The sequence below is a fragment of the Actinomadura kijaniata genome (genome assembly GCF_014138665.1).
Lineage (GTDB): Bacteria > Actinomycetota > Actinomycetes > Streptosporangiales > Streptosporangiaceae > Spirillospora > Spirillospora kijaniata.
Genome location: NZ_JACJIA010000025.1, coordinates 1 through 24,313, shown reverse-complemented (window position 1 = coordinate 24,313; position 24,313 = coordinate 1). Strand labels below are relative to the sequence as shown.

Annotated in this window: 23 protein-coding genes; 10 read left to right on the top strand and 13 right to left on the bottom strand. The window is 74.6% G+C overall.

The genetic code is table 11. The annotated features are described in order from the left end of the window. Window positions 1–69: 69 nt before the first annotated feature. From HNR61_RS45345 to HNR61_RS45310, 8 genes are all read right to left on the bottom strand, one after another. Window positions 70–699 (bottom strand): TetR/AcrR family transcriptional regulator, encoded by a 630-nt coding sequence (locus HNR61_RS45345; RefSeq protein WP_182849343.1) that lies wholly within the window; start codon window positions 697–699, stop codon window positions 70–72. Beyond that, on the bottom strand, window positions 696–2,201 hold the full coding sequence (locus HNR61_RS45340) for an FAD-dependent monooxygenase (RefSeq protein WP_182849342.1): 1,506 nt from the start codon (window positions 2,199–2,201) through the stop codon (window positions 696–698). The genes HNR61_RS45345 and HNR61_RS45340 overlap by 4 nt, the downstream gene beginning before the upstream one ends. 80 nt (window positions 2,202–2,281) lie before the next feature. Then, window positions 2,282–3,313: a saccharopine dehydrogenase NADP-binding domain-containing protein gene (locus tag HNR61_RS45335; protein ID WP_182849341.1), complete on the bottom strand. Its 1,032-nt coding sequence runs from the start codon at window positions 3,311–3,313 to the stop codon at window positions 2,282–2,284. Between the two features lie 159 nt (window positions 3,314–3,472). Next, window positions 3,473–3,691, bottom strand: a complete 219-nt coding sequence (locus tag HNR61_RS45330; RefSeq protein WP_182849340.1) for a hypothetical protein — start codon at window positions 3,689–3,691, stop codon at window positions 3,473–3,475. Between the two features lie 201 nt (window positions 3,692–3,892). Beyond that, complete coding sequence (locus tag HNR61_RS45325; protein WP_182849339.1) at window positions 3,893–4,564, bottom strand: enoyl-CoA hydratase/isomerase family protein; 672 nt, start codon at window positions 4,562–4,564, stop codon at window positions 3,893–3,895. 2 nt (window positions 4,565–4,566) lie between these two features. Further along, window positions 4,567–5,190 (bottom strand): TetR/AcrR family transcriptional regulator, encoded by a 624-nt coding sequence (locus HNR61_RS45320; protein ID WP_182849338.1) that lies wholly within the window; start codon window positions 5,188–5,190, stop codon window positions 4,567–4,569. Between the two features lie 106 nt (window positions 5,191–5,296). Continuing rightward, the gene (locus tag HNR61_RS45315; RefSeq protein ID WP_182849337.1) at window positions 5,297–8,233 is read right to left on the bottom strand and encodes a sacsin N-terminal ATP-binding-like domain-containing protein; all 2,937 of its coding nucleotides are present in this window, start codon (window positions 8,231–8,233) and stop codon (window positions 5,297–5,299) included. Continuing rightward, on the bottom strand, window positions 8,230–8,964 hold the full coding sequence (locus HNR61_RS45310; RefSeq protein ID WP_220510585.1) for a DUF3027 domain-containing protein: 735 nt from the start codon (window positions 8,962–8,964) through the stop codon (window positions 8,230–8,232). Before HNR61_RS45310 ends, HNR61_RS45315 begins: the two co-directional genes overlap by 4 nt. A gap of 299 nt (window positions 8,965–9,263) precedes the next feature. Here HNR61_RS45310 and HNR61_RS45305 point away from each other — a divergent pair, with 299 nt between their 5' ends. Continuing rightward, window positions 9,264–10,625, top strand: a complete 1,362-nt coding sequence (locus tag HNR61_RS45305) for an MFS transporter (protein WP_182849335.1) — start codon at window positions 9,264–9,266, stop codon at window positions 10,623–10,625. A 62-nt stretch (window positions 10,626–10,687) separates the two neighbouring features. On the opposite strand, the gene HNR61_RS49745 is transcribed toward HNR61_RS45305, so the two are convergent. Both HNR61_RS49745 and HNR61_RS45295 read right to left on the bottom strand, forming a co-directional pair. Continuing rightward, a complete protein-coding gene (locus tag HNR61_RS49745) occupies window positions 10,688–11,083 on the bottom strand; it encodes a cold-shock protein (protein ID WP_182849334.1) in 396 nt (131 codons plus the stop codon). Between the two features lie 203 nt (window positions 11,084–11,286). Beyond that, window positions 11,287–11,955 (bottom strand): HAD family hydrolase, encoded by a 669-nt coding sequence (locus HNR61_RS45295; RefSeq protein WP_312898413.1) that lies wholly within the window; start codon window positions 11,953–11,955, stop codon window positions 11,287–11,289. Between the two features lie 276 nt (window positions 11,956–12,231). Between HNR61_RS45295 and HNR61_RS47155 the strand changes: the two genes are divergently transcribed. After that, window positions 12,232–12,678, top strand: a complete 447-nt coding sequence (locus tag HNR61_RS47155; protein WP_220510577.1) for a hypothetical protein — start codon at window positions 12,232–12,234, stop codon at window positions 12,676–12,678. A gap of 58 nt (window positions 12,679–12,736) precedes the next feature. Here HNR61_RS47155 and HNR61_RS45285 read toward each other — a convergent pair whose 3' ends face one another. Next, window positions 12,737–13,261: a GNAT family N-acetyltransferase gene (locus HNR61_RS45285; RefSeq protein ID WP_246445132.1), complete on the bottom strand. Its 525-nt coding sequence runs from the start codon at window positions 13,259–13,261 to the stop codon at window positions 12,737–12,739. A gap of 170 nt (window positions 13,262–13,431) precedes the next feature. Between HNR61_RS45285 and HNR61_RS45280 the strand changes: the two genes are divergently transcribed. The 5 genes from HNR61_RS45280 to HNR61_RS45260 all read left to right on the top strand — a co-directional run bounded on the left by HNR61_RS45280 (window position 13,432) and on the right by HNR61_RS45260 (window position 20,764). Continuing rightward, entirely contained in the window at window positions 13,432–14,049 is a 618-nt protein-coding gene (locus tag HNR61_RS45280; protein ID WP_067831907.1) for a TetR/AcrR family transcriptional regulator, read from the top strand. A gap of 92 nt (window positions 14,050–14,141) precedes the next feature. After that, window positions 14,142–16,532: a helicase-associated domain-containing protein gene (locus tag HNR61_RS45275; protein WP_182849333.1), complete on the top strand. Its 2,391-nt coding sequence runs from the start codon at window positions 14,142–14,144 to the stop codon at window positions 16,530–16,532. 529 nt (window positions 16,533–17,061) lie between these two features. Next, complete coding sequence (locus HNR61_RS45270; protein ID WP_182849332.1) at window positions 17,062–18,618, top strand: vWA domain-containing protein; 1,557 nt, start codon at window positions 17,062–17,064, stop codon at window positions 18,616–18,618. Window positions 18,619–18,693: 75 nt separating this feature from the next. Continuing rightward, a complete protein-coding gene (locus tag HNR61_RS45265; protein ID WP_182849331.1) occupies window positions 18,694–19,017 on the top strand; it encodes a hypothetical protein in 324 nt (107 codons plus the stop codon). A gap of 94 nt (window positions 19,018–19,111) precedes the next feature. Then, a complete protein-coding gene (locus tag HNR61_RS45260; protein ID WP_182849330.1) occupies window positions 19,112–20,764 on the top strand; it encodes a DNA repair helicase XPB in 1,653 nt (550 codons plus the stop codon). A gap of 3 nt (window positions 20,765–20,767) precedes the next feature. Here HNR61_RS45260 and HNR61_RS45255 read toward each other — a convergent pair whose 3' ends face one another. Then, window positions 20,768–21,280, bottom strand: a complete 513-nt coding sequence (locus HNR61_RS45255; protein ID WP_220510576.1) for an AAA family ATPase — start codon at window positions 21,278–21,280, stop codon at window positions 20,768–20,770. A 270-nt stretch (window positions 21,281–21,550) separates the two neighbouring features. Between HNR61_RS45255 and HNR61_RS45250 the strand changes: the two genes are divergently transcribed. The 3 genes from HNR61_RS45250 (at window position 21,551) to HNR61_RS45240 (ending at window position 23,407) form a co-directional block, all read left to right on the top strand. After that, on the top strand, window positions 21,551–21,865 hold the full coding sequence (locus HNR61_RS45250) for an ArsR/SmtB family transcription factor (protein ID WP_067831892.1): 315 nt from the start codon (window positions 21,551–21,553) through the stop codon (window positions 21,863–21,865). Between the two features lie 24 nt (window positions 21,866–21,889). Next, window positions 21,890–22,861, top strand: coding sequence for an SRPBCC family protein (locus tag HNR61_RS45245; protein ID WP_182849328.1), 972 nt, complete (start codon window positions 21,890–21,892; stop codon window positions 22,859–22,861). A gap of 81 nt (window positions 22,862–22,942) precedes the next feature. Next, window positions 22,943–23,407: a nuclear transport factor 2 family protein gene (locus HNR61_RS45240; protein ID WP_312898412.1), complete on the top strand. Its 465-nt coding sequence runs from the start codon at window positions 22,943–22,945 to the stop codon at window positions 23,405–23,407. Window positions 23,408–23,420: 13 nt separating this feature from the next. Here HNR61_RS45240 and HNR61_RS45235 read toward each other — a convergent pair whose 3' ends face one another. Further along, the gene (locus HNR61_RS45235; RefSeq protein WP_246445130.1) at window positions 23,421–24,002 is read right to left on the bottom strand and encodes a TetR/AcrR family transcriptional regulator; all 582 of its coding nucleotides are present in this window, start codon (window positions 24,000–24,002) and stop codon (window positions 23,421–23,423) included. Window positions 24,003–24,313: the final 311 nt, after the last annotated feature.

The window sequence follows — 24,313 nt, the reverse complement described above, 5'->3', positions numbered from 1 at the left end:
GGGAATGATCGCCGCTGATTGCCCGCAGCCCCGGCCTTCTTCACGCCCCGGGACGATCCCTCGGGTGATTCACGTCACATCGTCGGCGGGCAGGGCGAAGCCCACCTGCCGGAAGAGCCGGCGCAGGTAGCGGCCGACCTCCTCGGGGCTCGGCTCGCCGGGCTCCAGGAGGAGGTGATGGATGATCGCCCCGGCCATCATGTCGAGCAGCACGTCGACGTCGGCGGCGGGGTCGAGCACGCCCTCGTCCTGCGCCCGGCGGAGCAGGGCCCGGGAGCGTTCGCGCCGCGGGAGCACGTGGTGGTTCCAGTACGCCTCCAGCAGCGCCGGATGGCCGGGACCGGCGCCCAGCAGCCGCGCCGACAGCGCCCGGTAGCGGGGGTCGGCCAGCGCCTCGCCCCACCGCGGCAGCAGCGTCTCGATCAGCTCGGGCAGCTCGCGGGCCGCGCGCACCGGCGCCACGCCCGGGACGTCGTCCCGGACCTTCTCGATCGCGTCCGCGAGCAGGTCCTCCTTCGACTTCCAGCGCTTGTAGACGGTCACCTTCGCGACCCCCGCGCGCTTGGCGATGCCCTCCATGCTGGTCTGGTCGACACCGCGCTCGATGAGCAGGTCGACGGCCGCGCGCAGGATCGCGGCGTCGGCGTGGGGATCGCGGGGACGTCCCGGTCCCCTGCGGCGCGTCGTCTCGGCGGTCATGCGCCCATCCTGGTGTGCAGCGCGCCGGTGAGCCACCGGCGCAACGCGGCGGGGTCGTCGCCCCGCCAGCCCAGGTGCCCGTCGGGGCGGACCAGCCACGGCGAACGCGCCGCGCCGGCGTCGAACAGGGCGGTGACGTCCTCGCCGAGGCGTTCGCGGGCCACGTCCAGGAGCGCGGCGACGTCGGCGCCGGGACGGGCGAGCAGGACCCAGGCGGGGCACAGTTCGGCGTACAGCCGCGACGGGCTCCCGTCGGCGCGCACGCCCTCCCGGTCCGGAACGCGGTCGCCCGGCCGGGGCCCGGCGCCCCGGCCGCCGAGCGGGCCCCGCCGGTAGCTCACCCCCAGCTGGGACGCCGTGCGGGTCGCCCGGCGCTGCACGCGGGGCGAGTTGAGCAGCGGAACGAAGATCCGGTCGCGGACGAGCCGGGCCGCCGCCCCCTCCCCCACCAGGATCCGGGTGTTCGCCGTGGTGGTGCGCAGGACCTCGGCGGCCGGCGGGCGGCGCTCGGCGGTGTAGGTGTCCAGCAGCGCCGGGTCCGCGCCGCCGCGCACGACCAGCGCCAGCTTCCACGCCAGGTTCTCGGCGTCGCCGATGCCGGTGTTCATGCCCTGGCCGCCGATCGGGCTGTGGATGTGCGCGGCGTCCCCGGCCAGCAGGACGCGGCCCCTGCGGTAGTCGGCCGCGAGCCTGCGGTGGATGCGGAACACCGAGGTCCAGACGGCGTCGCGGATGCGCACCCCGGTCTCACCGGCCCGTTCGGGCAGCAGCCGTTCGAAGCGCGCGACGATGTCCGCCGCGTCGAGGCGCCGGTCGGGCTCCGGCACGTCGGCCATGAGCCGCCACAGGTCGTCCCGGCCGTCCGCGTCCCGCATGGGGATCGCCAGCAGCAGGCCGTCGCGGTGGAAGAAGCCCGCCGACACGGTCCGGTCCCGGTCCCAGTCGGCGTGGACGTCGGCCAGCAGGAACCGCTCCACCACCGGCGCCCCGGGGAAGTCGATCCCGGCGGCCTCGCGCACGGTGCTGTGCGCGCCGTCGCACCCGGCGAGCCAGCCCGCCCGCACGCGCGCGCCGTCGGCGAACCCGGCCGTCACCCCGCCGGCGTCCTGCGTCACCCCGGTGACCGCCCGGCCCCACTCGACCCGGCCGCCCAGCTCGCCGAGCCGCCGCCGCAGCCGCTCCTCGATCCGGGCCTGGGAGACGAACAGCGCCCGCGCCGACTCGCGCTCGTCCGGGGCGAACCGCATGGTCGCGATCGGCCGCGACCGCACGTGCATCCGCATCCCGACCGGCGCCAGCGAACGTTCGCGGAGGTCGCCGACGGCCGCCAGGCGCTCCAGCACCTCCGCGCCGCGCGCGTGCAGGATGTTCGCCCGCGACGTCGAGGCCGGGCCCCGCGCGCGGTCGACGACCCGCACCCCGGCCCCCTGCGCGGCCAGCCCGCAGGCCAGCACCAGCCCCGCCGGGCCCGCCCCGACGACCAGCACGTCCACGCGTTCCATGGCGCCTCCAATTTCCATACGCATACGGCTGCGTATGGAAAATAGCCGGTTCCGGCGCCCGGGACAACACCGGGCGCCCGCTAGGAGCGCAGGTCCAGGGACAGGTGCGGGGACAGCGCGCGCAGGAAGTCGGCCGCGTCGAAGATCTCCCCGGCGGACGCGACCCCGGTCGTCCTGGTCTCACCGGCGAGGACGCGGCGGACCGCCTCCACCGCGAGCGGCGCGCTGACGGCGTAGATGTCCCGGCCGCCGACCGTGGCGCGCCGCTCGGCGTCGCCGGAGCGCACCACGACGTCGACCAGGAAGGTCTGGTCGGAGCGGCCGTGCTCGTCGGCCGCCGCCGGCGCGGGCGTGTCCGGGGCCGCCAGGTCCTCGGCCGCCTCGACCGTCATGTACGAGCGCACCTCGGGGACCGCCAGGTGGCTGGGGATCGTGACGACGTCGGCCATGCTGAACTCCCCGATCACGGGCCGGACGCCCATCGGCTCGGGGAACGTCCACTTCAGGGACGGCAGATCGTCCTGGTGGTACTCCAGCCTCCCGCCGGTGAAGCGGACCCGGCGGCCGTCCCGCCGCTCCCGGGAGACCGTGCCCGCGACGCGCGTCCCGGCGGTGGGGTGCCAGCCGCTCAGCCCGTAGGCGACGTGCACCTCGTCGGCGGCCGTCCAGTCGCCCATCGCCGCGGTGGCCAGCAGGTCGCCGAGGCCGCCGAAGAAGGCCATCGCGGGGACGACCGCGGTCCCGGCCTCGCGGGCGCGGTCGGCGAAGTGCGCGAACGTGTCGGCGTTGGCCTCGATCTCGGCCGCCACGTCCACGTACGGGATCCCGGCGCGCAGCGCCGCCTCGATCACCGGGGCGGCCGTCGCGGCGAAGGGCCCGGCGGCGTTGACCACCGCCGCCGCACCGGCCAGCGCGCGGTCGAGCGAGGCCGGGTCGTCGACCGACGCGGGTCGCACCTCAAGCCCCGGGAAGGACGCCGCCAGCGCCTCCAGCTTCCCGGCGTCGCGGCCGGACAGCACCGGGACGAACCCGCGCTCCCGCAGCTCCGCCACCACGAACCGCCCGGTGTGCCCGTACGCGCCGTACACCGCCACCGTCTGCGCCGATTCCATGGTCTCTCCCCTGCTCAGGTGATCCGTTACGGACAATCCTGGCAGGGAGGGCGCCGGGCCGCGAGTGTCTGGAACGCCATCACCCGTACAATTCCGGACAGAGCGCGCCGGCCGCGGGACCGGCCCGTCGGGACCGGTCCCGCGGCCGGACCGGTGGCGTCAGTCCTGCTCGTCCTCGCGGTCCTTGGCGTTGTTGTCCTCGTCGTCCTCGTTGTCGTCGAAGAGCCCGGTCTCATCGAGGTCGGGATCGGACAGGGCGATGCCGGGGGTGTCGGCGGGCGCCCCGGCCGGGGCCGCGTTCGCGGGCGCGCCCAGGGCCAGAACGGAGGCGAACACCGCGACCAGCAGGGTCAGCAGGGCGGATTTGCGGGACGTCATGAACTGTCTCCTTGATGCTCTGCGAAGTTGGAGTGCCGGTGACACCGGTGGCGCCACCGACTGATCACTCCCTATCTGCCCTAGGTAGTCGATCAATCACGCAGAGTGAGTATATTGTCGGGAGATCATCTATGGCGTGCCCGATGTCCGGCGCCGAGGGCTCCAGGGCGCCCGGAACGGCGGCGATCTCCTCATCCGGTCTCAGGCGGCGGGGACCCCGGTGTCGCGGAGCGCGGTGACCGCGGCGGCGAACATCGTCTCCTTGATGGCGCCGAGGGTGGCGCGGCTCTTGCCGGCCAGGGGACGGACGCGCGCGTCGGCGGCGGCGACCAGCTCGTCCGGTCCGGCCGTCCCGTCGACCAGGCCGAGGGCGTGGGCGTCGGGACCGCCGAAGCGGCGGCCGGTGGTCATGGAGGCGACGGCGGCGGCCGGCGTCAGCTTGCTCTGGATGAGCGCGGCCATCCCGGGGGTGAACGGGATGTCGATGTCGGCCTCGGGGAAGCAGAAGTAGCCGCGGTCGGCGCGCATGACGCGGAAGTCGTGGGCCATGGCGAGCATGCCGCCGGCGCCGAAGGCGTGGCCGTTGACGGCGGCGACGGTGGGGACGGGCAGGGTGAGGACGCGGGCGAGGAGTCCCTGCACCCGCTCGACGTAGGTGAGGAGCCGGTCCTCGTGGGCGGCCAGCCATTCCAGGTCCAGGCCGTTGGAGAAGAACCTGCCCCGGGCGGTGGTGACCAGCGCGGCGGGGCCGGGGCGGTCGACGACGGTGTCGAGAAGGGCGTGGACGCCGTCCATCCAGTCGGGGGAGAAGCGGTTCTCGTCGTCGCCGAGGTCGAGGACGAGGACCGGGCCGTCGTCGCGCAGTTCGGGCATGATCATTCCTTTGCGGGCGGAGGGATGGTGAGCACGGCGCGGACCGCCGCCTCCAGCCGTCGGCGGCTGTCGGCGTCGACGGGCGCGGCGCCGTCCACGGCGGGGCCGGTGAGGGCGCGCCGGAACGCGGCGGTGGGCAGGTCCACCACGCACAGGGTGACCACCGCGACGCTCGGCGCGTCGGCGCCGTCCCACAGCGCGCGGGCCAGCCGGGACAGCAGGGCCAGCAGCCGCCGGTCGAGGGCGAGCAGCTCGTCGGCCAGCGCGTCCGGCAGATCCGGGCCGAGCAGCCGGTCGCGTTCGACGGTCATCAGCATCCGGGCCGCCGCCGGGCGGCGCAGCGCGAACCGGGCGGGCGCGTCGGCCGCCGCGACGACGGCGTCCACCGCCGTTCCGGCCCGTTCCGCCAGGGCGGACTGGAGGTCGAGGAAGTCGGTCGCCGCGCGGAGCCACACGCGTCCCAGCAGGATCGGCAGGGATCCGAACGCGTGGTAGATCGCTCCGTTCGACACGCCCGTGACGGCCGACAGGCCCCGGATGGTGACGCCGTCGGGCCCCAGCTCGGCCAGGCGCCGCTCGGCGGCGTCCAGCACCAGTTCCGGGTCGTGGATCCGTGGTCGTGCCATGCCCGCACAATAACAGAGCATGTGCTCTATAACGAGGCCGCGGGCACGGCACGACGCGCCGTGGGCCTTCAGGCGGGTGGCGTGGGGTGGGGTTCCGGAGCGCGGGTCAAAGCTCCAGGTCGCGTTCGGACAGGAGGGCGGGGAGATCCTCGGGGGCGCGCAGGACCGCCTCTACCAGGAAGCGGGCCTCCCAGCGGCCGGTGGACCAGGCCAGCACCCGGGCCAGGCCCTCGGTGCCGCTCGCGTGCAGGTCCTCCTCGCCCGCCCACCACGTGACCGGGTGGCCGTCCACGACCAGTTCGTCGTGCGCCAGGTAGGTGGTCGGGGCGTCGGGGAGGATCGCGCGGACCGCGGGCGGGACGTCGCGGGGCTCGCCCGCCGACCCGACCTTGCCCGCCACCTCCTCGCCGGCCAGCGGAAGGTCGAGCAGGTCCGCCAGGCGTTCGGCCCGGTCGTGGGCCGCGATCACCAGGGGCTGGCCGGGAAGCAGCGGGAGCAGGTCGGGGCGGTCCAGGACCAGGGCGTCGGCCGCCTCGGCCGTCTCGACCGCGCCGTCCACGACCGCGCGGACGCGTTCGGGCGGGTCCACGGGGGTCTCGTGGTCGGCCAGCGCCGTCCACAGGGCCACCAGTTGCGCGCGGCTCACGGGGCGGCCCGGGTCCGCCAGGCGGTCCAGCAGCTCCGCCGCGCCCTCCGGGGTGGACAGCAGGTCGTCCAGCGTCGTGCGGACGCCCAGCGCCAGCAGGAACCGCTCGTCCAGGCCCTCGGGGGCCGGGTCGTACAGGCCCGCCAGGGTCGCGTCGCCGGGCAGGCGGAACTCCCCGGGGCAGCGGCCCTCCAGGACCGGGCGCCGCCGCAGCCACCACGCCGTGTAGGACGGGACCGCCACGCGGCGGCCGTCGAACAGGGCGACGTGGGCCGGGTCGACGACCGCCGCGCGCAGCGGCGGCCGGGACAGCAGGCGCAGCGCCGCCGCCCAGTCCTCCACCAGCTCCAGGTCCCGGACCGCCGCGAACTCCGGGAGCAGGGGCGGAAGCTCCTGCATCCCCAGCCGGTCCAGGGTCTCCTCGGCCCACCGCTCCTCGGCGTCCAGGTGGAACGTCTCCGCCTGGTCCGCCAGGCCCGTCAGGTTCACGTCCTCGGCCCGCGCCAGGGCGAAGCCGTCCAGGACCCCGGCGGCCACCAGCGCGTCGCGGCCGTGGCGTTCCAGGAGATCGGCGTCCACCGTTCCGAACGGCGCGTCCTCCGCCATCACGTCGTGCAGCGGGCTGTCGGGGAGCAGCAGCTCCCCGGCGGCGTACAGCTCGCCGTCCTCGCCCGGCAGCGCCAGCTCCGACAGCCACGGCTCGTCGCCGGGGTCCAGGCGCGCCGCGGCGACCAGGCCCAGCACCGCGTCCGCGACCGCCTCGGGGTCGTCGGCGTCGAACGCGTCCTCCACCGCGGCGCGCACGGCCGGGTCCGCCAGCACCGTGCGCGGGCCCGCCTCGATCGTCCCCAGCCGGAACAGCAGCGGGTGGACGGCCTCGGGATCGACGAAGCGCAGCCCCAGCACGTCCAGGCCGGAGGGGTCGACGCCGTCGGCCGCCACCAGCAGCCCGCGCGGCCCCCGCACCACGCGCCCGTCGGCGAGCGGCACCGGCATCGCGCCGAGCCCGTCGGTCGACGCCCCGCTCAGCGACTCGTACAGCCCGTGCCACCAGGCCGGCGCGCGGTCCAGCCCGGCCAGCGCGTCCACGACGTCGGCCAGCTCCATGCGCCGCACCCCGAGCGCCGCCAGCGCCGCGTGCCGCGCCGGCCACGCGGCGGGCAGCAGGCCCGGGACCACCGGCTCGCCGTCCCCGCGCCCGGCCAGCAGCTCGACGAACGCGGCCGGCCCGTCGATCGCGACCGTGTCGCGTCCCCGCGCGAACGCGTCCTCGCCGAGCGGCAGCAGCGGCGTCTCGGGAAGGCGCGCCAGGACCGCCCGCCGCAGCGCGGCGTCCAGCCCGCCCGCCCCCACCGTGCCCGGGACCAGGTCCAGCAGCGCCGGGGTCGGCGGGACCGCGCGCAGCAGGTCCACGTACGCGTCGGCGGCGCGTTCCACCAGGTGGTCGGTGAGGGGGCCGGGCGCGACATGGCGCCGGTCGGGGGCCAGCGGGAACGTCGCGATCAGCAGGGCGGGCAGGTCGAGCCGCTCGTCGCTCGGCGTCGGGGCGTGCAGGACCGCCGGGACGCCCCGCGGCAGCCCGTCCGGCGGCAGCGCCCACCGCACCTGCCAGAACGGCCGCGCCCGCTCCTCGGTGGGCCGGCCGGCCAGCAGTTCGGCGGGGACCGTTCCGTGCGCCTCCACCGTCGTCCAGGAGGCGACCTCGTCGGCGGTGACCGCCCGGACCGCGCCCCCGACCGACACCTCGACCTCGGCCAGCGCGGGCAGCGCCAGCATCAGCGCCACCCCGGCCTGCTCCAGCTGGGCCCGCACCGACGCCTCGGCCGCCGGGCCGCGCAGCGGCAGCCGCACCACCGTCGTGTAGCCCTCGGGGATCTCCGCGGGCGTGGACGAGGGGAACGGCAGCCGCAGCAGCGGCACCTGCCCCGCGCGCCGTGCCAGCTCCTCCGCCAGCGACGGCAGGGCCCCGGCCTCGGCGCGGGCGCGGTCGGCCGACCACTCGACCCCGCCGGTCCGGGAGGTGATCGACGGGGTGTCGCTGACGGCGACCACCGCCGCGAACCCCACGCCGAACCGGCCCACCGCGGCGGTCTCGTCGCGTTTGGCCGACGCCCGCAGCGTCGACAGCGCCTCCACCCCGGCGGCGTCCAGCGGCGCCCCGGTGTTCGCCGCCGTCAGCACGCCGCCGTCCAGCGACAGCCGCAGCCGCCCCGGGACCCCCGCCCGCGCGGCGGCGTCGGCGGCGTTCTGCGCCAGCTCGACCACCACGCGGTCGCGGTAGCCGCCGAGGGCGTGGTCCTCCTCGGTGTTGGCGTCCTCCCGGAACCGCGCCGGGGACTCCGCCCACGCGCGCAGCACCCGGGAGCGCAGGGCCCCGGTGCCGAAGACGTCGGTCACGAGTGCCCGAGGGCCTCTTCGGCCTCGATCTCGGCGTCGTCGGCGACGATCACCTCGTAGCCGAGCTCGTCGATGACCGGCGGGCCGTGCTCGGAGGCGGCCGGGATCTCGACGGCCTCCGAGTGCGCGCCGCAGCCGTGGTCGGCCGACACCACGCGGCCGTCGTCGGGGGCGTACTCGTTGGCGCACGCGCCGAACATCTGCCGTAGCTGACCGGCCAGCGGGACGAAGAACCCGCAGGTGGAGCACTGGGCGGGCGCGGACATCGCGATGGAGGCGCGCGGTCCGGACGGGCCCTCGTACCAGCGGGCGGCGGCCTCGTCGCGGCCCTCGGCCGACAGCACGCGGGCGCGGCCGAGACCCAGCTCCCACTGCGCCTGCGCGTCGACGGCGTCGCTGACCTGGGCCAGGCCGGGCGCGAGCCGGGGATCGTCGGGGGCGGTGGGCAGCAGGTCGCCGGGGCCGAGGTCGCCGGGGCGCAGCCGTTCCAGCCAGGGCACCCACGGCGGGGCCAGCAGGGCGTCGTCGCCGGGCAGCAGCACGGTCTCGTCGACGGTGACGTTCCTGGCGCGGGCGGCGCGCGCGACGGTCACGGCCCAGCGCCACCCGTGGTAGGCGGGGTCGAGCGCCTCGAAGAAGTGGGTGACCACCCGGTCGGCCTCGGCGACCAGGCCCAGGTGCTCGCCGACCTTGCCCGGCCAGGCCGTCTCCTCCGCGGCCTCCCGGGCCAGGTCGACGGCCTCGGCGCAGGCCGGGTCGACGGCGGGCGTGCGGGTGCGGCGGGCGCTCCCCGTGGTGGTGCGCCCGGCGGTGCTGCGGGTTGAACGCGCGGGACTGGACTGACGGAGTGGGCTCACATGTCAATTCTCGCCCATGGAACGGCGTGACCGCGCACACGCTCCCCCCCTGCGGGTCCGCGGCGGGCCCCGGCGGGCGGGAACAGGCCGGTCGGGGCGGTTCGCGCGTTCCGACGGCGTGGCGGGGAACGTAGGCTCGCGAACGGCGGACCTTCGCGCGAGGAGCTTCCGGCATGGCGAACCGTGTGACGACGTTCCTGCGCACCGGCGCGGGCGGGACCCGGCGCGGCCTCGGGCGGGCCGCGGGGGCGGCGCGGGGCGCGGGGCGGCTGGCGCGCCGCGCCGCGAACGCGGGCGGCGCGGGACGCAGCGGCCTCGGCGCGCTGATCGAGACGGCGTCGCTGAACGCGGCCGGCGACGCGCTGGTGGCGGTCGCCCTGGCCGGGACGCTGTTCTTCGGGCTGGACGTCAACCAGGCGCGCGGCCAGGTGGCGCTGTACCTGCTGGTGACGATGGCCCCGTTCGCGCTGGTCGCGCCGTTGATCGGCCCGGTGCTGGACCGGATGCGACACGCCCGCCGGTACGCGGTGGCCGGGGCGTTCGCCGCGCGCGGGCTGCTGTGCTGGGGCATGGCGGGCGCGGTGGTGCACGGGGACGTGGTGACGCTGCTGCCCGCCGCGTTCGGGGTGCTGGTGCTGTCGAAGGCGTTCGGAGTGCTGCGCGCGGCGGTCACGCCCCGCGTGCTGCCCGAGGGCGTCACGCTCGTCACCGCCAACGGCCGGGTCGCGTTCGCCGGGCTGCTCACCGCGACGGCGGTGGTGCCGGTCGGCGCGGGCGTCAACCACCTGCTCGGCCCGGACTGGCTGCTGCGGATCACGACGGTGGTGTTCCTGCTGGGCGTGGTCTTCACGATGCGGCTGCCGGGCCGCGTCGACGTGCCCGACGAGCAGCAGCCCGGCCAGGCCGAGACGCCCCGGTGGCGGACGCTGCCCCGCGTCGGCCCGGTCGTCGCCGAGGCGCTGGCCGCCAGCGGGGTGCTGCGGACGTTCTCGGGGTTCCTGGTGCTGTACCTGGCGTTCCTGCTGCGCGAGGACGGCGTGGCGGGCCTGTCGGGCACCCTGGCGCTGGCGCTGCTGGTCGGCGGGGCGGGCGCGGGCGGCCTGCTGGGGACGGCGATCGGCGTCGGCATGAAGGACCGCGCCCCACGGCTGATCATGTTCGGGACGCTGGCGGCGGTGACGGCCGTGACGGTGGCGGCGGCGCTGTTCTACGGGCTGTGGACGGTGCTGGCGGTCGCGGTGGCGGCCGGGGTCGGCCAGTCCCTGGGCAAGCTCGCCACCGACGCCGTCGTGCAGCGCGAGATCGGCGAGGAGGTGCGGTCCTCGACGTTCGCGGTGTCGGAGACGCTGCACCAGCTCGTCTGGGTGGCCGGCGGGCTGCTGGGGCTCGCGGTGTCGGTCGTGGCGGGCGGCCCCGTCACCATGGTGATCATGGCGGTGGCGCTGGCGGTGTCCCTGGCGCTGCTGCTGGCGCGCAGCGCGGCCGTCGCCCGCCGTCGCCGCCGGGACCCGGCGACGACCCGCGTGCCCGCCTGAGCCCGCGCCCGGAAACGACGACCGGCCCGGGACCGCGGGGTCCCGGGCCGGTCGCGCGCGTTCTACAGGGACAGCTGGTCGGCGAGCGCCCGCAGCAGTGTGGCGATCTTCTTGGACTCGGCCGAGGAGGGGTGCTTGCCCCGCCGGTAGATCTCCGAGGCGTGCTCCAGCACCTTGATCAGATCCTCGGTGATCACGACCATCTCGTCGGGCTTCTTGCGCTTCTGCTTGGCGATGGTCTTCTCCACCGACGGCAGCGTCTCAAGGGTCCGCACCGACAGCGCCTGCTGCCCGCGCCGCCCCTCGACCACGCCGAACTCCACCCGCTGACCGGGCTTCAGCGTGCTGACACCCCCCGGCAGCGCCGAGGAGTGCACGAAGACCTCACCCCCGTCGTCGCGGGTGAGAAAGCCGAATCCCTTGTCGGCGTCGTACCACTTGACCTTGCCAGTGGGCACCGGAGACCTCGTTATTTCTCGTCCTGAATTGGCCTAAAGATTAGCGCCACGCCGCGTGGCGCAGAGAACGGCAGCGACGTCCCGCGACCCCTGCGAGCCAACGGACAGAAGCTATCGGCGACTCCTGCCGGGGTCATCCGAATATCGCCCCGGCGCCGAGATCCGCAGGTGACAAGTGATCTTCAGGGGGGCGGCGGCGCCGTTCAGCCGACGCCGATTCCGCCGGGCGCACCGTCCTCCACAACGGCCGGATTCAGCCATCCGGTCAACCATCCGGGGAACGCCAGCAGGTCCGGCAGCACCACGTCGGCCCCGTAGGCGGTCAGCTCCGCCGCGCCGTACATCCCCGTCGCGACCCCCACCGCGACCGCCCCGCCCGCGCGGGCGGCGTCCACGTCGCCGGTGTGATCGCCCACGTAGGCCCGGACCCCGTGGTCGCGCAGCGCCCGGCCCTTGTCGGACCCGAACAGCCCGCCGACCGCCACGTCCACCGGCAGCCCCAGGTACCGCACGGTCCGCTCGGTGTCGCGCTGGTTCTTTCCGGACACCACCACGACCCCGGCGCCGCGCGCCCGCACGGCCTCCAGCGCCTCGGCGGCCCCGGCCATCGGGACGGTCGCCGGGATCGCGATGTCGGGGTACAGCGCCCGGTACCGGTCGGCCATCTCGGGGACGCGCGCGGGCGGGAACCAGTACGCCAGCTCGACCTCCAGCGGCGGGCCGATCCGCGCCACCACCTGGCCGACGTCGATGGGAACGCCGGTCTCCTCGGCCAGCCTCGCGTACACCGCGCCGATGGCGTTGCGGGTGTCGGCGAGCGTCAGGTCGAGGTCGAAACCGACGGAGAATTCGGGGGCATCGTGATCCAGCACGCTCCACAGGGTAAAGGGAGGGATATGCGGGCACGTGCCGCCGAAGGCCGCCCCCGGCCACCGCCGCGGGGCTGACGGACGCGTGGACCCGCGCTCTCCTGGTAGTGGCGATGCGACGGGATCCGAGTAGGAGAGCGCGGGCTTCCCACGCGGAACGTCCGGTGTGTTCCGCCCGGTCGTTCCTGGTCGGGATATACCCCCGCGATCCCCCGCGAACCCGTTGACCAGGCAAAACGCGAGGCTCAAAAGCTCCACCGAACATCAAAAGAGGGCGACATGGTCGACAAGGACCCGAGCAGGACCCCCGCGGACCAGCCGGTGGCGGGCGGCGCCACCCGCACCGAACCCGGCGACCCCGGCCGCACCGGCGGCACCCACCGGGAGCCCCGCGCCGGGACGCGGCGGTGGGCGCCGCGCGGCCGCGGGCTGCGCACGGCCCGGCGGCAGGCGGTCGGCCTGCTGGCCGCGCTGGTCTCGATCATCACCACGGTCGTCGTGCTGATCCTCGCGGTGCACATCCTGTTCGCGGTGTTCGAGGCCAACACCGGCAACGAGCTGGTCGCCTGGGTCGGCGACCGCGCGCGGGACCTGGCCTGGCAGTTCAAGGACGTCTTCGAACCGGAGGACCCCAAGGTCTCCGTCGCGGTGAACCACGGCCTGGCCGCCGTGGTCTACCTGGTGATCGGCCGCATCGTCGTGGCGCTCATCCGGCGGGCGGCCTGACCGCGCCACCGACCCGCGCGCCCACCGGCCACGACACCGGCCACGGCACCGGCCGCCGTCACCCCTCGTCGCGGCCGGGGAAGCGCACGGCCTCGAACGGCCACGCCGTGGTGACCCACTCCTCCACGAAGTCCCCGAGCTCACGCTCCAGCGACGTCCCCGCCTGGTCGTCGCGCACCCAGAACACCACGCACGCGTCGGCGCCCGGGTCGTCGGACGGCGCCACATGGATGCGCCCGTACTGCTGCTCGTCGTCCGGGCTGGTCACCACGTAGCTGAACGACCGCCGCAGCTGCCCCTCCTTCTGGAGCCACGCCACGTCGATCAGCGCCTGCTCGAAGGTGAACTCGGTGTCCGGCCATCCCCATTCGGGACCGAACCGCCCCCGCAGCCGCTCCAGGCTCCCGATGACCGCGCCGTAGTCCTTGACCACGTCGTGCACGGTGATCGGGCGGATCTGGAAGCGCGGACCGGCGACCAGCGTCGGCACCACGAAGTCCGCCGGCACGAACTCCCGGACGGACCTCCGGCCGGTCTGCCGGGCGGACGTCCGGCCGGGCACAGCCCGAGCGGGCACAGCCATCTCGACCCTTCCGGTGACGGGCCCCTCTCGACACGAGGGGATGCGAAGTCAACCACCCTAGTCCGGCCCGGAGCCGGGGCGAGCCGGATCACGTTTTCGGTCGGACCGGCCGCGCGACGCGGTACGCCCGGCAACGATGCCGTACTGTTCTTACGGAGGATCACATCACCATGACGACATCTACGCGCGAGCGGATCGTGGCCGAGTCGCTCCGTCTGTTCGCCGACCGGGGCTACGCCGCCACGTCGGTCGCCGAGATCGAGGCCGCGTCCGGTCTGTCCCCGGGGGCCGGCGGGCTGTACCGGCACTTCCGTTCCAAGGAGGAGGTGCTGGCCTCCGCCATCCGCGAACACATCGAACGCACCCGCAAGCAGATCAGCCAGGTGCTGGAGCACGCCTCGGTCTACGAGGACCGGCCGCTGGAGGTCCGGCTGCGGATGACCTGCCAGGCCGGGCTGGCCAAGATGCGCGAGGAGCAGGACCTGATCCGGGTGCTGTTCCGCGACCTGGACCAGTTCCCCCACCTGGTGGCCGAGGTCCGCGAGGGCATCGTCAACCCGCTCTACGACTCGATCGCCACCTGGCTGGCGGCGCAGCCGGAGTTCGCGGAGCAGGACGAGGACTGGGCCGCCGTCGCCTCCATCCTCGGCGGCGCGGTCGTCAACTACTGGCTCGCCAACGAGTCCATGTACGAGCCGCCGACCCGCATCGACGAGAAGCGCTTCGTGGCCTCCTGGGCGCGGCTGGGCCTCGGCCTGATGAACCTGGACCGCTCGCCCGCCTCCTGACCCGGGCCCGCCCCGCCCACGGCGGGGCGGCGGGCCGCAGGGCCGCAGGTCCGGCGCGTGCGGGCACCCCACCCGTGGAAGAGTGACATCCCGTGGAAAGCTACGCGGACTGGCTGCGCGCCCGCGACGACGACGCGTTGCGCGCGCTGCTGACCGCGCGGCCGGAGCTGATCACGCCGGTGCCGGCGGACCTGGCCGCGCTGGCCGCCCGCGCCACCACGCCCGCCGCGGTCTCCCGCACGCTGGACCGGCTGGACCGGTTCACGCTGGCGGTGCTGGAGGCGCTGCTGGTGCTGCCCCGGGACGTCACCGCCGCCGCCCTGGCCACCGCCCTGCGGACGCCGCGCAAGCCGGTGAACGCGGCGGTCGCGACGCTGCTGCGGCACGCCCTGGCCTGGGACCCGCGCAAGGGCAGGCTGCGGCCCGCGCCGGGCGTGCGGCAGGCGTTCGCGTACCCGGCCGGGCTGGGACCGCCGGCGCGGGAGGTGTTCGCGACCTACCCCGCCGAACGCCTCGCCGCCCTGGTCGCCGACCTGACCGGCGAGGAGCGGCGAGGCTTCCCCGACACCGCCCGGCTGCTGGACCGGCTGGGCGGCCTGCTCGCCGAGCCCGGCCCGCTGATCGACGACGCGGGCCCCGAGGCGCGCGCCGCGCTGGAGCAGCTCGCGTGGGGCCCGCCGGTCGGCCGGGTCGGCGACGCCCGCCGCCCCGTCAGCGTCGCGACCGCCGCCAGCCCCATCGAACGCCTCCTGGCGCGCGGCCTGCTGGCCGCCGAGGACGACCGGACCGTCACCCTGCCCCGCGAGGTCGCCCTGCACCTGCGCGAGGGGGTGCTGTTCCGGGACCTGACGCCGGAACCGCCGCCGCTCACCGGGGGCCGCGCCCCCGACCGCGCGGACCTGACCGTGCGGGCGGCGGCCGGGGAGGCGCTGACGTTCGTCCGCCTGGTCGAGGAGCTGCTGGAGCACTGGGGCCTGGAGCCGCCGCCGGTGCTGCGCAGCGGCGGCCTGGCGGTCCGCGACCTGCGCGCCACCGCGACGCTGCTGGACGTCGAGGAGTGGAAGGCCGTCCTGCTCGCCGAGACCGCCTACGCGGCGGGCCTGCTCACCCGCAGCGGCGACCTGGACGGCGAGTGGCTGCCGACCCCCGCCTACGACCTGTGGCTGCGCCGCGACACCGCCGGACGCTGGGTCGAGCTGGCGCGCGGCTGGCTGCGCACCGACCGCGCGCCCGGCCTGGCCGGGGAGCGCGACGACCGCGACCGGCTCGTCAACGCCCTCAGCGAGGCCGTCGTGCGGCCCTCCGCCCCCGCCGCCCGCCGCGCCGTCCTGGACGTGCTCGCCGCCGCCGAGCCCGGCCTGGCGGTGGACGCCGGGGCGGTGCGCACCCGCCTGCACTGGCTCCAGCCCCGCCGCGCCAACCCGCTGCGCGACCGCCTCGTCGACTGGACGCTGCGCGAGGCCGCCGCCCTCGGCGTCACCGGCTTCGGCGTGCTGGCCCCCTACGCCCGCGACCTGCTCGACGGCGGCGATCCCGAACCCGGCCTGGACAAGCACCTGCCCGCCCCCGTCGACAAGATCCTCATCCAGGCGGACCTGACCGCCGTCGCCCCCGGCCCGCTGGTCACCGACCTGGCCCGCGAGCTGGCGCTGGCCGCCGACGTGGAGTCCACCGGCGGCGCGACCGTGTACCGCTTCACCCCCGGCTCGGTGCGCCGCGCCCTGGACGCCGGGCGCGGCGCCGACGAGCTGACGGCGCTGCTGGCCCGGCACTCGGCCACGCCGCTGCCGCAGCCCCTCACCTACCTGATCGAGGACGTCGCCCGCCGCCACGGCCACCTGCGGGTGGGCGCGCTGTCGTCGTACGTGCGCACCGACTCCCCCGGGACGCTCGACGAGATCCTGGCCGACCGGCGCTCGGACGCGCTGCGGCTGTTCCGCCTCGCGCCCACCGTCCTCGGCTCGTCGCTGCCGCGCGGCGAGCTGCTGGAGGGCCTGCGCGCCCTCGGCCTGGCCCCGGTCGCCGAGTCGCCGGGCGGCGGCGTGATCGTCACCCGGCCCGACGCCCAGCGCGCCGATCCGCCGCCCACCGCCGAGATCTTCCGGCCCCGCACCGAGCAGTTCACCGACCCGTCGATGGTCAACGCGGCGGTGCGGGCGCTGCGCGCGGGCGACGAGGCGACCCGCCTCGCCGAGAGGCACGGCGAGGAGCAGGCCCGGCTGCGCGCCGACGCCCCCGCCGGGGAACCGCCCCGCTCCCCCGCCGTCGCGACCGTCGACCGCCTCCGCTCCGCCGTCGAACGCGGCGCCCGCGTGTGGATCGGCTACCTCGACCAGCAGGGCCAGTCCTCCAGCCGCATCGTCGAACCCGTCCGCGTCGAGGGCGGATTCCTCACCGGCTACGACGCCACCCGCGCCGCCGTCCACCGTTTCGCCCTGCACCGCATCACCGGCGTCGCCGAGATATCCGACGACGAGAATTAATTCGCTTGCGCCCTCCGGCGGGTCTCGGGCAACGTATGGGACGTCAGCGAGACAGGAAGGGAGGACCCGGTGAACAACCGCCGAAAGCCACGACGGCGACGGCAGGACGAGCCGATATGCGTCCTCCGCCGAAAGCCGAGACGGCCCCTCGCCTGACCCACGACTTCCGGCGCGCCCGATGCGCAGGCTGTGGCTACTTCCACTTTTAATCAGAGGGTTGCGGGTTCGAGTCCCGTCCGCCTGTTCCACCAGGCGGTAGCTCAATCGGTAGAGCATCTGGCGCGTTGAAAACCACCGCCGCCCAGTTCTCGGGCGCCCCTTTTTCTTCCCTTTCCGATGCGCAGGCCGGAGTTACTTCGGTCGAATCAGGTTCGAGTCCTGCCGGCCCTTCGGGGCCGTTCACTCCGGCCGCCCTGTTCTCGGAAAGGACCGTTTTCCCTGCCCGATGCGCAGCCCCGGGTTACTTCGTCCCAAAGCGAACCGGTCCCCGGGGCGCCGGGTCCTCGGGCAGTCCCCCTGGAGGTCCGCCATGGCCAAGTTCAACCGATCCCGGATGACCGGCGCGCTCAGCGCCGTCACGTCCCGCCGCGCCCCCGGCGCCCGCACCCACGAGGGCGCCCCGGGCTATGCGCGGGACACCAAGAGCGAACTCTTCCTTCTCTCGGTCGCGAACATGGTGGGCGAGCGGACTTTCTACGAGGACGCGGGCGACCGCGACGCGCGCTTCCGCACCCTGGTCGGCGAGGTCGCGCTCGCCGACGTCGACTGGCTGACCCGCATGGTCGGGTGGCTGCGCGACAGCGCCGGGATGCGCTCGGCCTCGGTCGTCGCCGCCGCCGAGGGCGTCATGTCGCGGCTGTGCGCGGAGATGGACGGCGGCAACCGGCAGCTCGTCGCGGCGGCCCTGCGCCGCGCCGACGAGCCCGGCGAGCTGCTCGCCTACTGGCACGGCCGCTACGGGCGCTCGCTGCCGTCGCCGGTGAAGCGGGGCGTCGCCGACGCCGTGCGCCGCCTGTACACCGAACGCTCCCTGGTCAAGTACGACACCGGCGACTTCCGGTTCGGCGACGTGATCGAGCTGGTCCACCCGCGTCCGGAGACCCCGGCGCAGGGCGACCTGTTCCGGCACGCCATCGACCGGCGGCACGGCCGGGGCGAGGAGATCCCCGAGTCGCTGACGGTGCTGCGCGCCCGCGCGCGGCTGCTGGCCCTCCCGCCGGACGAACGGCGCGCGCTGCTGGACCGCCCGGACGCCGAGCGGGTCCTCGCCGACGCCGGGATGACCTGGGAGTCGCTGGCGGGCTGGCTCGGCGGGCCGCTGTCGGCGGCGTTCTGGGAGAGGATCATCCCGTCGATGGGGTACCTGGCCCTGCTGCGCAACCTCCGCAACCTCGACCGCGCGGGCGTGTCCGACGAGGTCGCCGAGCGGGTCGCGGCGCGGCTGAGCGATCCCGGGCGGGTCGCGCGGTCGCGGGTGCTGCCGATGCGCTACCTGGCCGCCTACCGGGCGGTGGAGTCGCTGCGCTGGGCGTGGCCGCTGCACCAGGCCCTGGACGCGTCGCTGGGCAACGTCCCGGCGCTGCCCGGCCGCACGCTGGTCCTGGTGGACCGGTCCGGGTCGATGTTCGGGCGGATGTCGGCGCGTTCGGAGCTGACCTCGGCGGACGCGGCGGCGGTGTTCGGCTCGGCGCTGGCGCTGCGGGCCGAGGACGCCACGCTCGTGCAGTTCGGGACCGGGCACGCCCCGGTGCCGTTCCGGCGCGGCGAGTCGGTGCTGAAGGTGGTGGAGCGGTTCGGCGACCTGGGCGGCACCAACACCGCCGCGGCGGTCCGCGCGCACTACCGGGACCACGACCGGGTGGTCATCGTGACGGACGAGCAGGCGTGGGGCGGTCACCACGGCGAGGAGCCGGCGAAGGCCGTCCCGGAGCGGGTGCCGGTCTACACCTGGAACCTGGTCGGCTACCGGCACGGCCACGGCCCGTCCGGGGCGGGCACGCGGCACACGTTCGGCGGGCTGTCGGACGCGGCGTTCGCGATGATCCCGCTCATCGAGCGGGGCGCGGCCGCGGACTGGCCGTTCTGAGACAGGTCGCGCGGGACGGTGAACCGATCGCCGTCCCGCGCGGTCTGATCACGGAGACGGCACGAGGAGGGGCCCATGAGCCACGGGTGGTCCGGCAATCCCTACGACGTCTACAACGACCCCGACGGCCCCTACTACAACCCCTACTACTACGGCCCCCCGGCGCGGCCCGCGCCGGGGTCGGCGGTCGCCGCGCTGGTGTGCTCCAGCGTCGCCACCTTCGCCTGCTGCAACGTGCTGGCCCTCCCCGCGGTCATCACGTCGGCGATGGCGGTCAGCCGTTCCGCGCGCGACCCGCGCGGGGCGCGCGCCCTGACGGTGTGGAGCTGGGCCCTGTTCGGCGGCGCGATGGCGGTGGCGGTGGTCTACGTCACGCTGATGGTGGCCTTCGGCGTCTGAGACCGGGAAGAGCCGGACGGCCCCGCGCCGTTGTACCTCCGGGTACCGTGCGAGGACCCATCCGATCCGCAACGCCGACGGGGGCCATCCACCTGTGACCGACGGTCCGCTCATCGTCCAGTCCGACAAGACGCTGCTCCTTGAGGTCGACCACGACCAGGCCGACGCGTGCCGCAAGGAGATCGCCCCGTTCGCCGAGCTGGAACGGGCGCCCGAGCACATCCACACCTACCGCGTCACTCCCCTCGCCCTGTGGAACGCGCGTGCCGCCGGGCACGACGCCGAGCAGGTCGTGGACACCCTGCTGCGGTTCTCGCGCTACCCGGTGCCGCACGCGCTGCTGGTGGACGTGGCCGACACGATGGCCCGGTACGGGCGGCTGCGGCTGGAGAAGGACCCCGCGCACGGCCTGGTGCTGGCGTCCTCCGACCGCGCGGTCCTGGAGGAGGTCCTGCGGTCCCGGAAGGTCAAGGGCATGATCGGCGACCGGGTCGCCGACGATGTGGCGGTCGTGCACCCCAGCGAGCGCGGCGCGCTGAAGCAGGCGCTGCTGAAGCTGGGCTGGCCCGCCGAGGACCTGGCCGGGTACGTCGACGGCGAGGCGCACCCGATCGCCCTGGCCGAGGACGGCTGGACGCTGCGTCCCTACCAGCGGGAGGCGGCCGACGCGTTCTGGCACGGCGGCTCCGGCGTCGTCGTGCTGCCCTGCGGCTCCGGCAAGACCACCGTCGGCGCGGCGGCGATGGCCCGCGCGGCGGCGACCACGCTGATCCTGGTGACCAACACCGTCTCGGCGCACCAGTGGAAGCAGGAGCTGATCCGCCGCACGTCCCTCACCGAGGACGAGATCGGCGAGTACACGGGCGCGAAGAAGGAGGTCCGCCCGGTCACGATCGCGACCTACCAGATCATGACGACCCGGCGGAAGGGCGCCTACCCGCACCTGGAGCTGTTCGACGCCCGCGACTGGGGCCTGGTGGTCTACGACGAGGTCCACCTCCTGCCCGCCCCGATCTTCCGGATGACCGCCGACCTCCAGGCCCGCCGCCGGCTCGGCCTGACCGCGACGCTCGTCCGCGAGGACGGCCGCGAGGGCGACGTGTTCTCCCTCATCGGGCCCAAGCGCTACGACGCGCCGTGGAAGGACATGGAGTCGCAGGGCTGGATCGCCCCCGCCGACTGCGTCGAGGTCCGCGTCACCCTGGCCGAGTCCGAGCGCCTCGCCTACGCCACCGCCGAGCCCGAGGAGCGCTACCGCTTCTGCGCCACCACCGACGCCAAGAACCGCGTGGTGGAGTCGCTGGTCGAGCGGCACGAGGGCGAGCAGGTCCTGGTGATCGGCCAGTACATCGACCAGCTCGACGAGCTCGGCGCGACCCTGGACGCCCCCGTCATCAAGGGCGACACCCGGGTCAAGGAGCGCGAGCGCCTGTTCGACGCGTTCCGCGCCGGAGAGATCAACGTGCTGGTCGTCTCCAAGGTCGCCAACTTCTCCATCGACCTGCCCGAGGCGACCGTGGCGATCCAGGTCTCGGGCGCCTACGGCTCCCGGCAGGAGGAGGCCCAGCGCCTGGGCCGCCTGCTGCGTCCGAAGTCCAACGGCGCGGGGGCCCGTTTCTACGCGGTGGTCTCCCGCGACACCCTCGACCAGGACTACGCCGCGCACCGGCAGCGCTTCCTGGCCGAGCAGGGCTACGCGTACCGGATCGTGGACGCCGACGCGGTGCTGGCGGGCGAGGAGTTCTGACGTTCAGCCGATCCGGAGGTCACCGCGTTCCAGGCGCTCCAGCACGAGCGCGGCGGTGGCCTGCGGGTCCAGGTCCGTCGAGTCCACGACGTGGGCGTCGTAGGCCCCGGGCCGGGCGAACTGCCCGTACATGATCCTGACCGGCTCGGGGTCGGTGAGCGCCCCCTCCCCGCGTCCGGTCGCCCGTTCCAGCACGGTCCTCTCGTCGGGGCGCAGGATCGCGTAGTGGAACGGCGTCCCGTGCCGCGTGAACGCGTCCACGAACCAGGGCCCGATGATCCCGTCGCACGCGACGAAGTAGCCGCCGGCCGCGTACCCGAACGCCGCCCCGGCCAGCACCCCCATGACGGTCTCGTTCTGGGCCCGCGACCCGGGCAGGTAGGGCAGCACCCGCCCGCGCCTGATGTACCCGTAGAAGTCGTCGGTGTGCAGGTGGACGCTCAGCGGGAACCGATCGGCCAGCAGCCGCGCCACCGTGCTCTTCCCCGCCCCCGGCGGCCCTGTGAGAACGAGCACCTCCCCTGTCATGCCACCGCATCCTAGGCTCTGTTTCAGAGCCCTGGCCTACGGCGCTCGCCCCGGGGGCTCGCACCTCACCAGGGCTTGGCGAGCGCGACATCGCTTCGCGATCTGACCTGCGGGCCCTCGCCTGCGGCGTCGGGCCCACAGGTCAGGTAACGCGCTCGCGTGCGTGGCCGGGGTCCACTTCGGAACAGGCCCTGGCCCGCACGGCGGGGGCCGCGGGAAGCGTTGCCCCTTATATTCCATCCTGTCTATATTGCTGGAGTGGAATCAACGTTCGAGGTGCTGGCCGACCGGCGACGCCGCCAGATCCTGGAGTTCCTGCGCGAGGGCGAGCTCCCGGCGGGCGAGCTGGTCGGCCGGCTCGGCCTCAGCCAGCCCACCGTCTCCAAGCACCTCAAGGTGCTGCGCGAGGCCGGGCTGGTCGAGGTGCGCCGCGACGCCCAACGCCGCTGGTACCGGCTGCGCCCCGGCCCGCTCGCCGAGATCGACGCGTGGCTCGCGCCGTTCCGCGAGATGTGGGGCGACAGCCTGGACCGGCTGGAACGCCGCCTCGACGCCCTTCCCGACGACACGTGACCCGCCAAAGGAGGCGCCAGGCCGATGGACAGGCAGCTCGGAACACTGGAGACCGTCGACGGCAGGCGGGTGCTGCGGTTCGAACGCCGCCTCGCGCACCCGCCCGAGAAGGTGTGGAGGGTGGTCACCGACCCCGCCGAGATGACCCACTGGTTCCCCGCCGTCATGCGCACCGACCCGGCCGTCGGCGCGACCATCCGCTTCACCTTCCCGGACGACCCCGACTTCGACGGCCCCTTCACCAAGGGCCGCGTCCTGGAGTACGACCCGCCGAAGGTCTACGCCTTCACCTGGCACGACTCGGTCCTGCGCTTCGAACTGGCCCCCGACGGCGCCGGATGCCTGCTGGTGTTCACCTACACGATGAGCGACGAGGGCACCTGGGACGACCGCCCGGCGATGGCCCGCACGGCCCCCGGCTGGGACGTCTGCCTGGACACCCTGGCCACCCGCCTCGACGGGGCCCCGGACCCGCAGGTCGACCGGGCCTGGATCCTCGACCGCGCCGAACGCTACGTCGAGGCGTTCGGCCTGGGCGAGGGCACGACCCACCCGACCCCCGACGGCCACCTGGTGCGCTTCGAACGCGACCTCACCCAGCCGCCCCACGAGGTATGGGCCGCGCTCACCGAGGGCACCGAACCCACCTCCGGGCAGGCCCCGCCGCCCCGGGCCACCCACGGCTACCTGACCCCCGGTCCGGTGACGGAGGCGAGCCCCGGCAGCGCCCTGGAGTACACCTGGCTGGACGACGACGCCCCGGCGGGACGGGTGCGCTTCGAACTCCGCCACCAGGACCCGATCGGCACCCGCCTGGTCGTCGCCCAGACGCTCCCGTCCCACCTCGCCGACCGCCGCGCCACCGTCCTGGCCGCCTGGCAGACCCACCTCGAACTCTTCTTCGCGGCCCTCCACGGCGACATCCGCTGCCCCTGGCCCACCGAACGGACCGACCACCTCGAACGCGTCTACCGCACCCGCCTGACCGCTTCCTGACCTCCCGCAACCGACCCGGCCGGACCGGGGTTCTCCACGGCGATGCCGATGAGAGGGATGGTGAGGACCGTGGAGACCCCGGTGGAAGTCGCGCGAGCGGACCGGCGGCCGAACGACGCGTGGTCGGTGATGGAACGGTTCTACGCCGCCGAGGCGGAGTACGTGGCCGCGGGCGGCTACGGAAAGGCCGACTACGGCCAGGTCGCCGCCCACCTGGACCCGGAAGTGGTGCTGTACCAGGCGCCGGGCCTGCCGTTCACGGGAACCGGCGCCTGGCGGGGCCGGGACGGCATGGAACGGTTCCTGGCCGTCTTCAGCGAGACCTGGGAGTCGATGGAGTTCCTGGAGCAGGAACACTGGGGAGACGGGAACACCGTGGTGGTGCGCAACCGGGTGCGCTTCCGCGCCCGCGCCACCGGCCGCGAGGTCGAGGCGCTGATCCTCCAGCTCATCACCGTCAGGGACGGCCGCATGCTCGAATGCCGCCCCTTCTACTGGGACCCCGCCGCCGTCACCGAGGCCTGCGCAACCTCGACCGGCGCGTAAGGTGGCGTTCGCGTCAGACGGGAACGGCGGCGGCGATGAGCTGCTCGGCGGTGAAGTGGGCCTTGTGGACCGCGTCGTCGACGTTCCCCAGCGAATGGTTGGAGATGGCCCCCTCGTAGACCAGCAGGAGCTGGTCGGTGAGCAACTCCGGATCGGCCGCGCCGGCCTCCCGCGCCAGCTCCAGGACGCGGTCGCGCAGCGCCCCCTTGTACGAGGTGATGACGGCACGGGCGGAATGGTCGGGGTCGGCCAGCTCGGCCATGGCGTTGACGAACGAGCAGCCACGGAAGCGCGTCTCGGAGGTCGCCCAGGAACGCAGCGCGTCGAACACGGCCAGCAGGCGGGCACGCGGATCCTCACCCGCCCGCCCGATGGACCGTTCGAGCAGCGTCTGCCACCGCGTCTCCCGGCCGCTGAGATAGGCCAGGATCAGCGCCTCCTTGCCACCGAAGTGCTTGTAGAAGGTCATGCGCGCCACCTGCGCCTGCTCGATCACGGCGTCGACTCCCGTGGAGTTGATGCCGTTGAGGTAGAAGAGACGGTCGGCGGCGTCCAGGATGCGGCGACGGGCGGGGGGCATCTGATCATCGCTCATACCTGGACTGTATAGAACGTTCCGTCTACCCCGCAACCGAGCCCGCCTCGCCCGCTCCTACGGCAGCGTGAGGACAAGATCTTGAGCGGCGAGGAGGGTACGTGCGATGAAGCCCGGAGTTTCTACGACGCGAGGGCGGCTGGTCACGACCCCAGACCTGGAGGAGCTGAAGGAAGCACACGCTCCGCCGACCATCGAAGAGATGGCCGACGCCATAATGAGAAAAGGCCCCGCCGGTAACGGCGGGGCCTTTCCTAATATGAGTCCGGCGGCGTCCTACTCTCCCACACAGTCTCCCATGCAGTACCATC

Bases quoted from the DNA above. Each gene is read 5' to 3' on its own strand.
- HNR61_RS45345 (WP_182849343.1), bottom strand. From the start codon at position 699: ATGACCGCCGAGACGACGCGCCGCAGGGGACCGGGACGTCCCCGCGAT.
- HNR61_RS45340 (WP_182849342.1), bottom strand. From the start codon at position 2,201: ATGGAACGCGTGGACGTGCTGGTCGTCGGGGCGGGCCCGGCGGGGCTG.
- HNR61_RS45335 (WP_182849341.1), bottom strand. From the start codon at position 3,313: ATGGAATCGGCGCAGACGGTGGCGGTGTACGGCGCGTACGGGCACACC.
- HNR61_RS45330 (WP_182849340.1), bottom strand. From the start codon at position 3,691: ATGACGTCCCGCAAATCCGCCCTGCTGACCCTGCTGGTCGCGGTGTTC.
- HNR61_RS45325 (WP_182849339.1), bottom strand. From the start codon at position 4,564: ATGCCCGAACTGCGCGACGACGGCCCGGTCCTCGTCCTCGACCTCGGC.
- HNR61_RS45320 (WP_182849338.1), bottom strand. From the start codon at position 5,190: ATGGCACGACCACGGATCCACGACCCGGAACTGGTGCTGGACGCCGCC.
- HNR61_RS45305 (WP_182849335.1), top strand. From the start codon at position 9,264: ATGGCGAACCGTGTGACGACGTTCCTGCGCACCGGCGCGGGCGGGACC.
- HNR61_RS47155 (WP_220510577.1), top strand. From the start codon at position 12,232: ATGGTCGACAAGGACCCGAGCAGGACCCCCGCGGACCAGCCGGTGGCG.
- HNR61_RS45285 (WP_246445132.1), bottom strand. From the start codon at position 13,261: ATGGCTGTGCCCGCTCGGGCTGTGCCCGGCCGGACGTCCGCCCGGCAG.
- HNR61_RS45280 (WP_067831907.1), top strand. From the start codon at position 13,432: ATGACGACATCTACGCGCGAGCGGATCGTGGCCGAGTCGCTCCGTCTG.
- HNR61_RS45270 (WP_182849332.1), top strand. From the start codon at position 17,062: ATGGCCAAGTTCAACCGATCCCGGATGACCGGCGCGCTCAGCGCCGTC.
- HNR61_RS45265 (WP_182849331.1), top strand. From the start codon at position 18,694: ATGAGCCACGGGTGGTCCGGCAATCCCTACGACGTCTACAACGACCCC.
- HNR61_RS45245 (WP_182849328.1), top strand. From the start codon at position 21,890: ATGGACAGGCAGCTCGGAACACTGGAGACCGTCGACGGCAGGCGGGTG.
- HNR61_RS45235 (WP_246445130.1), bottom strand. From the start codon at position 24,002: ATGAGCGATGATCAGATGCCCCCCGCCCGTCGCCGCATCCTGGACGCC.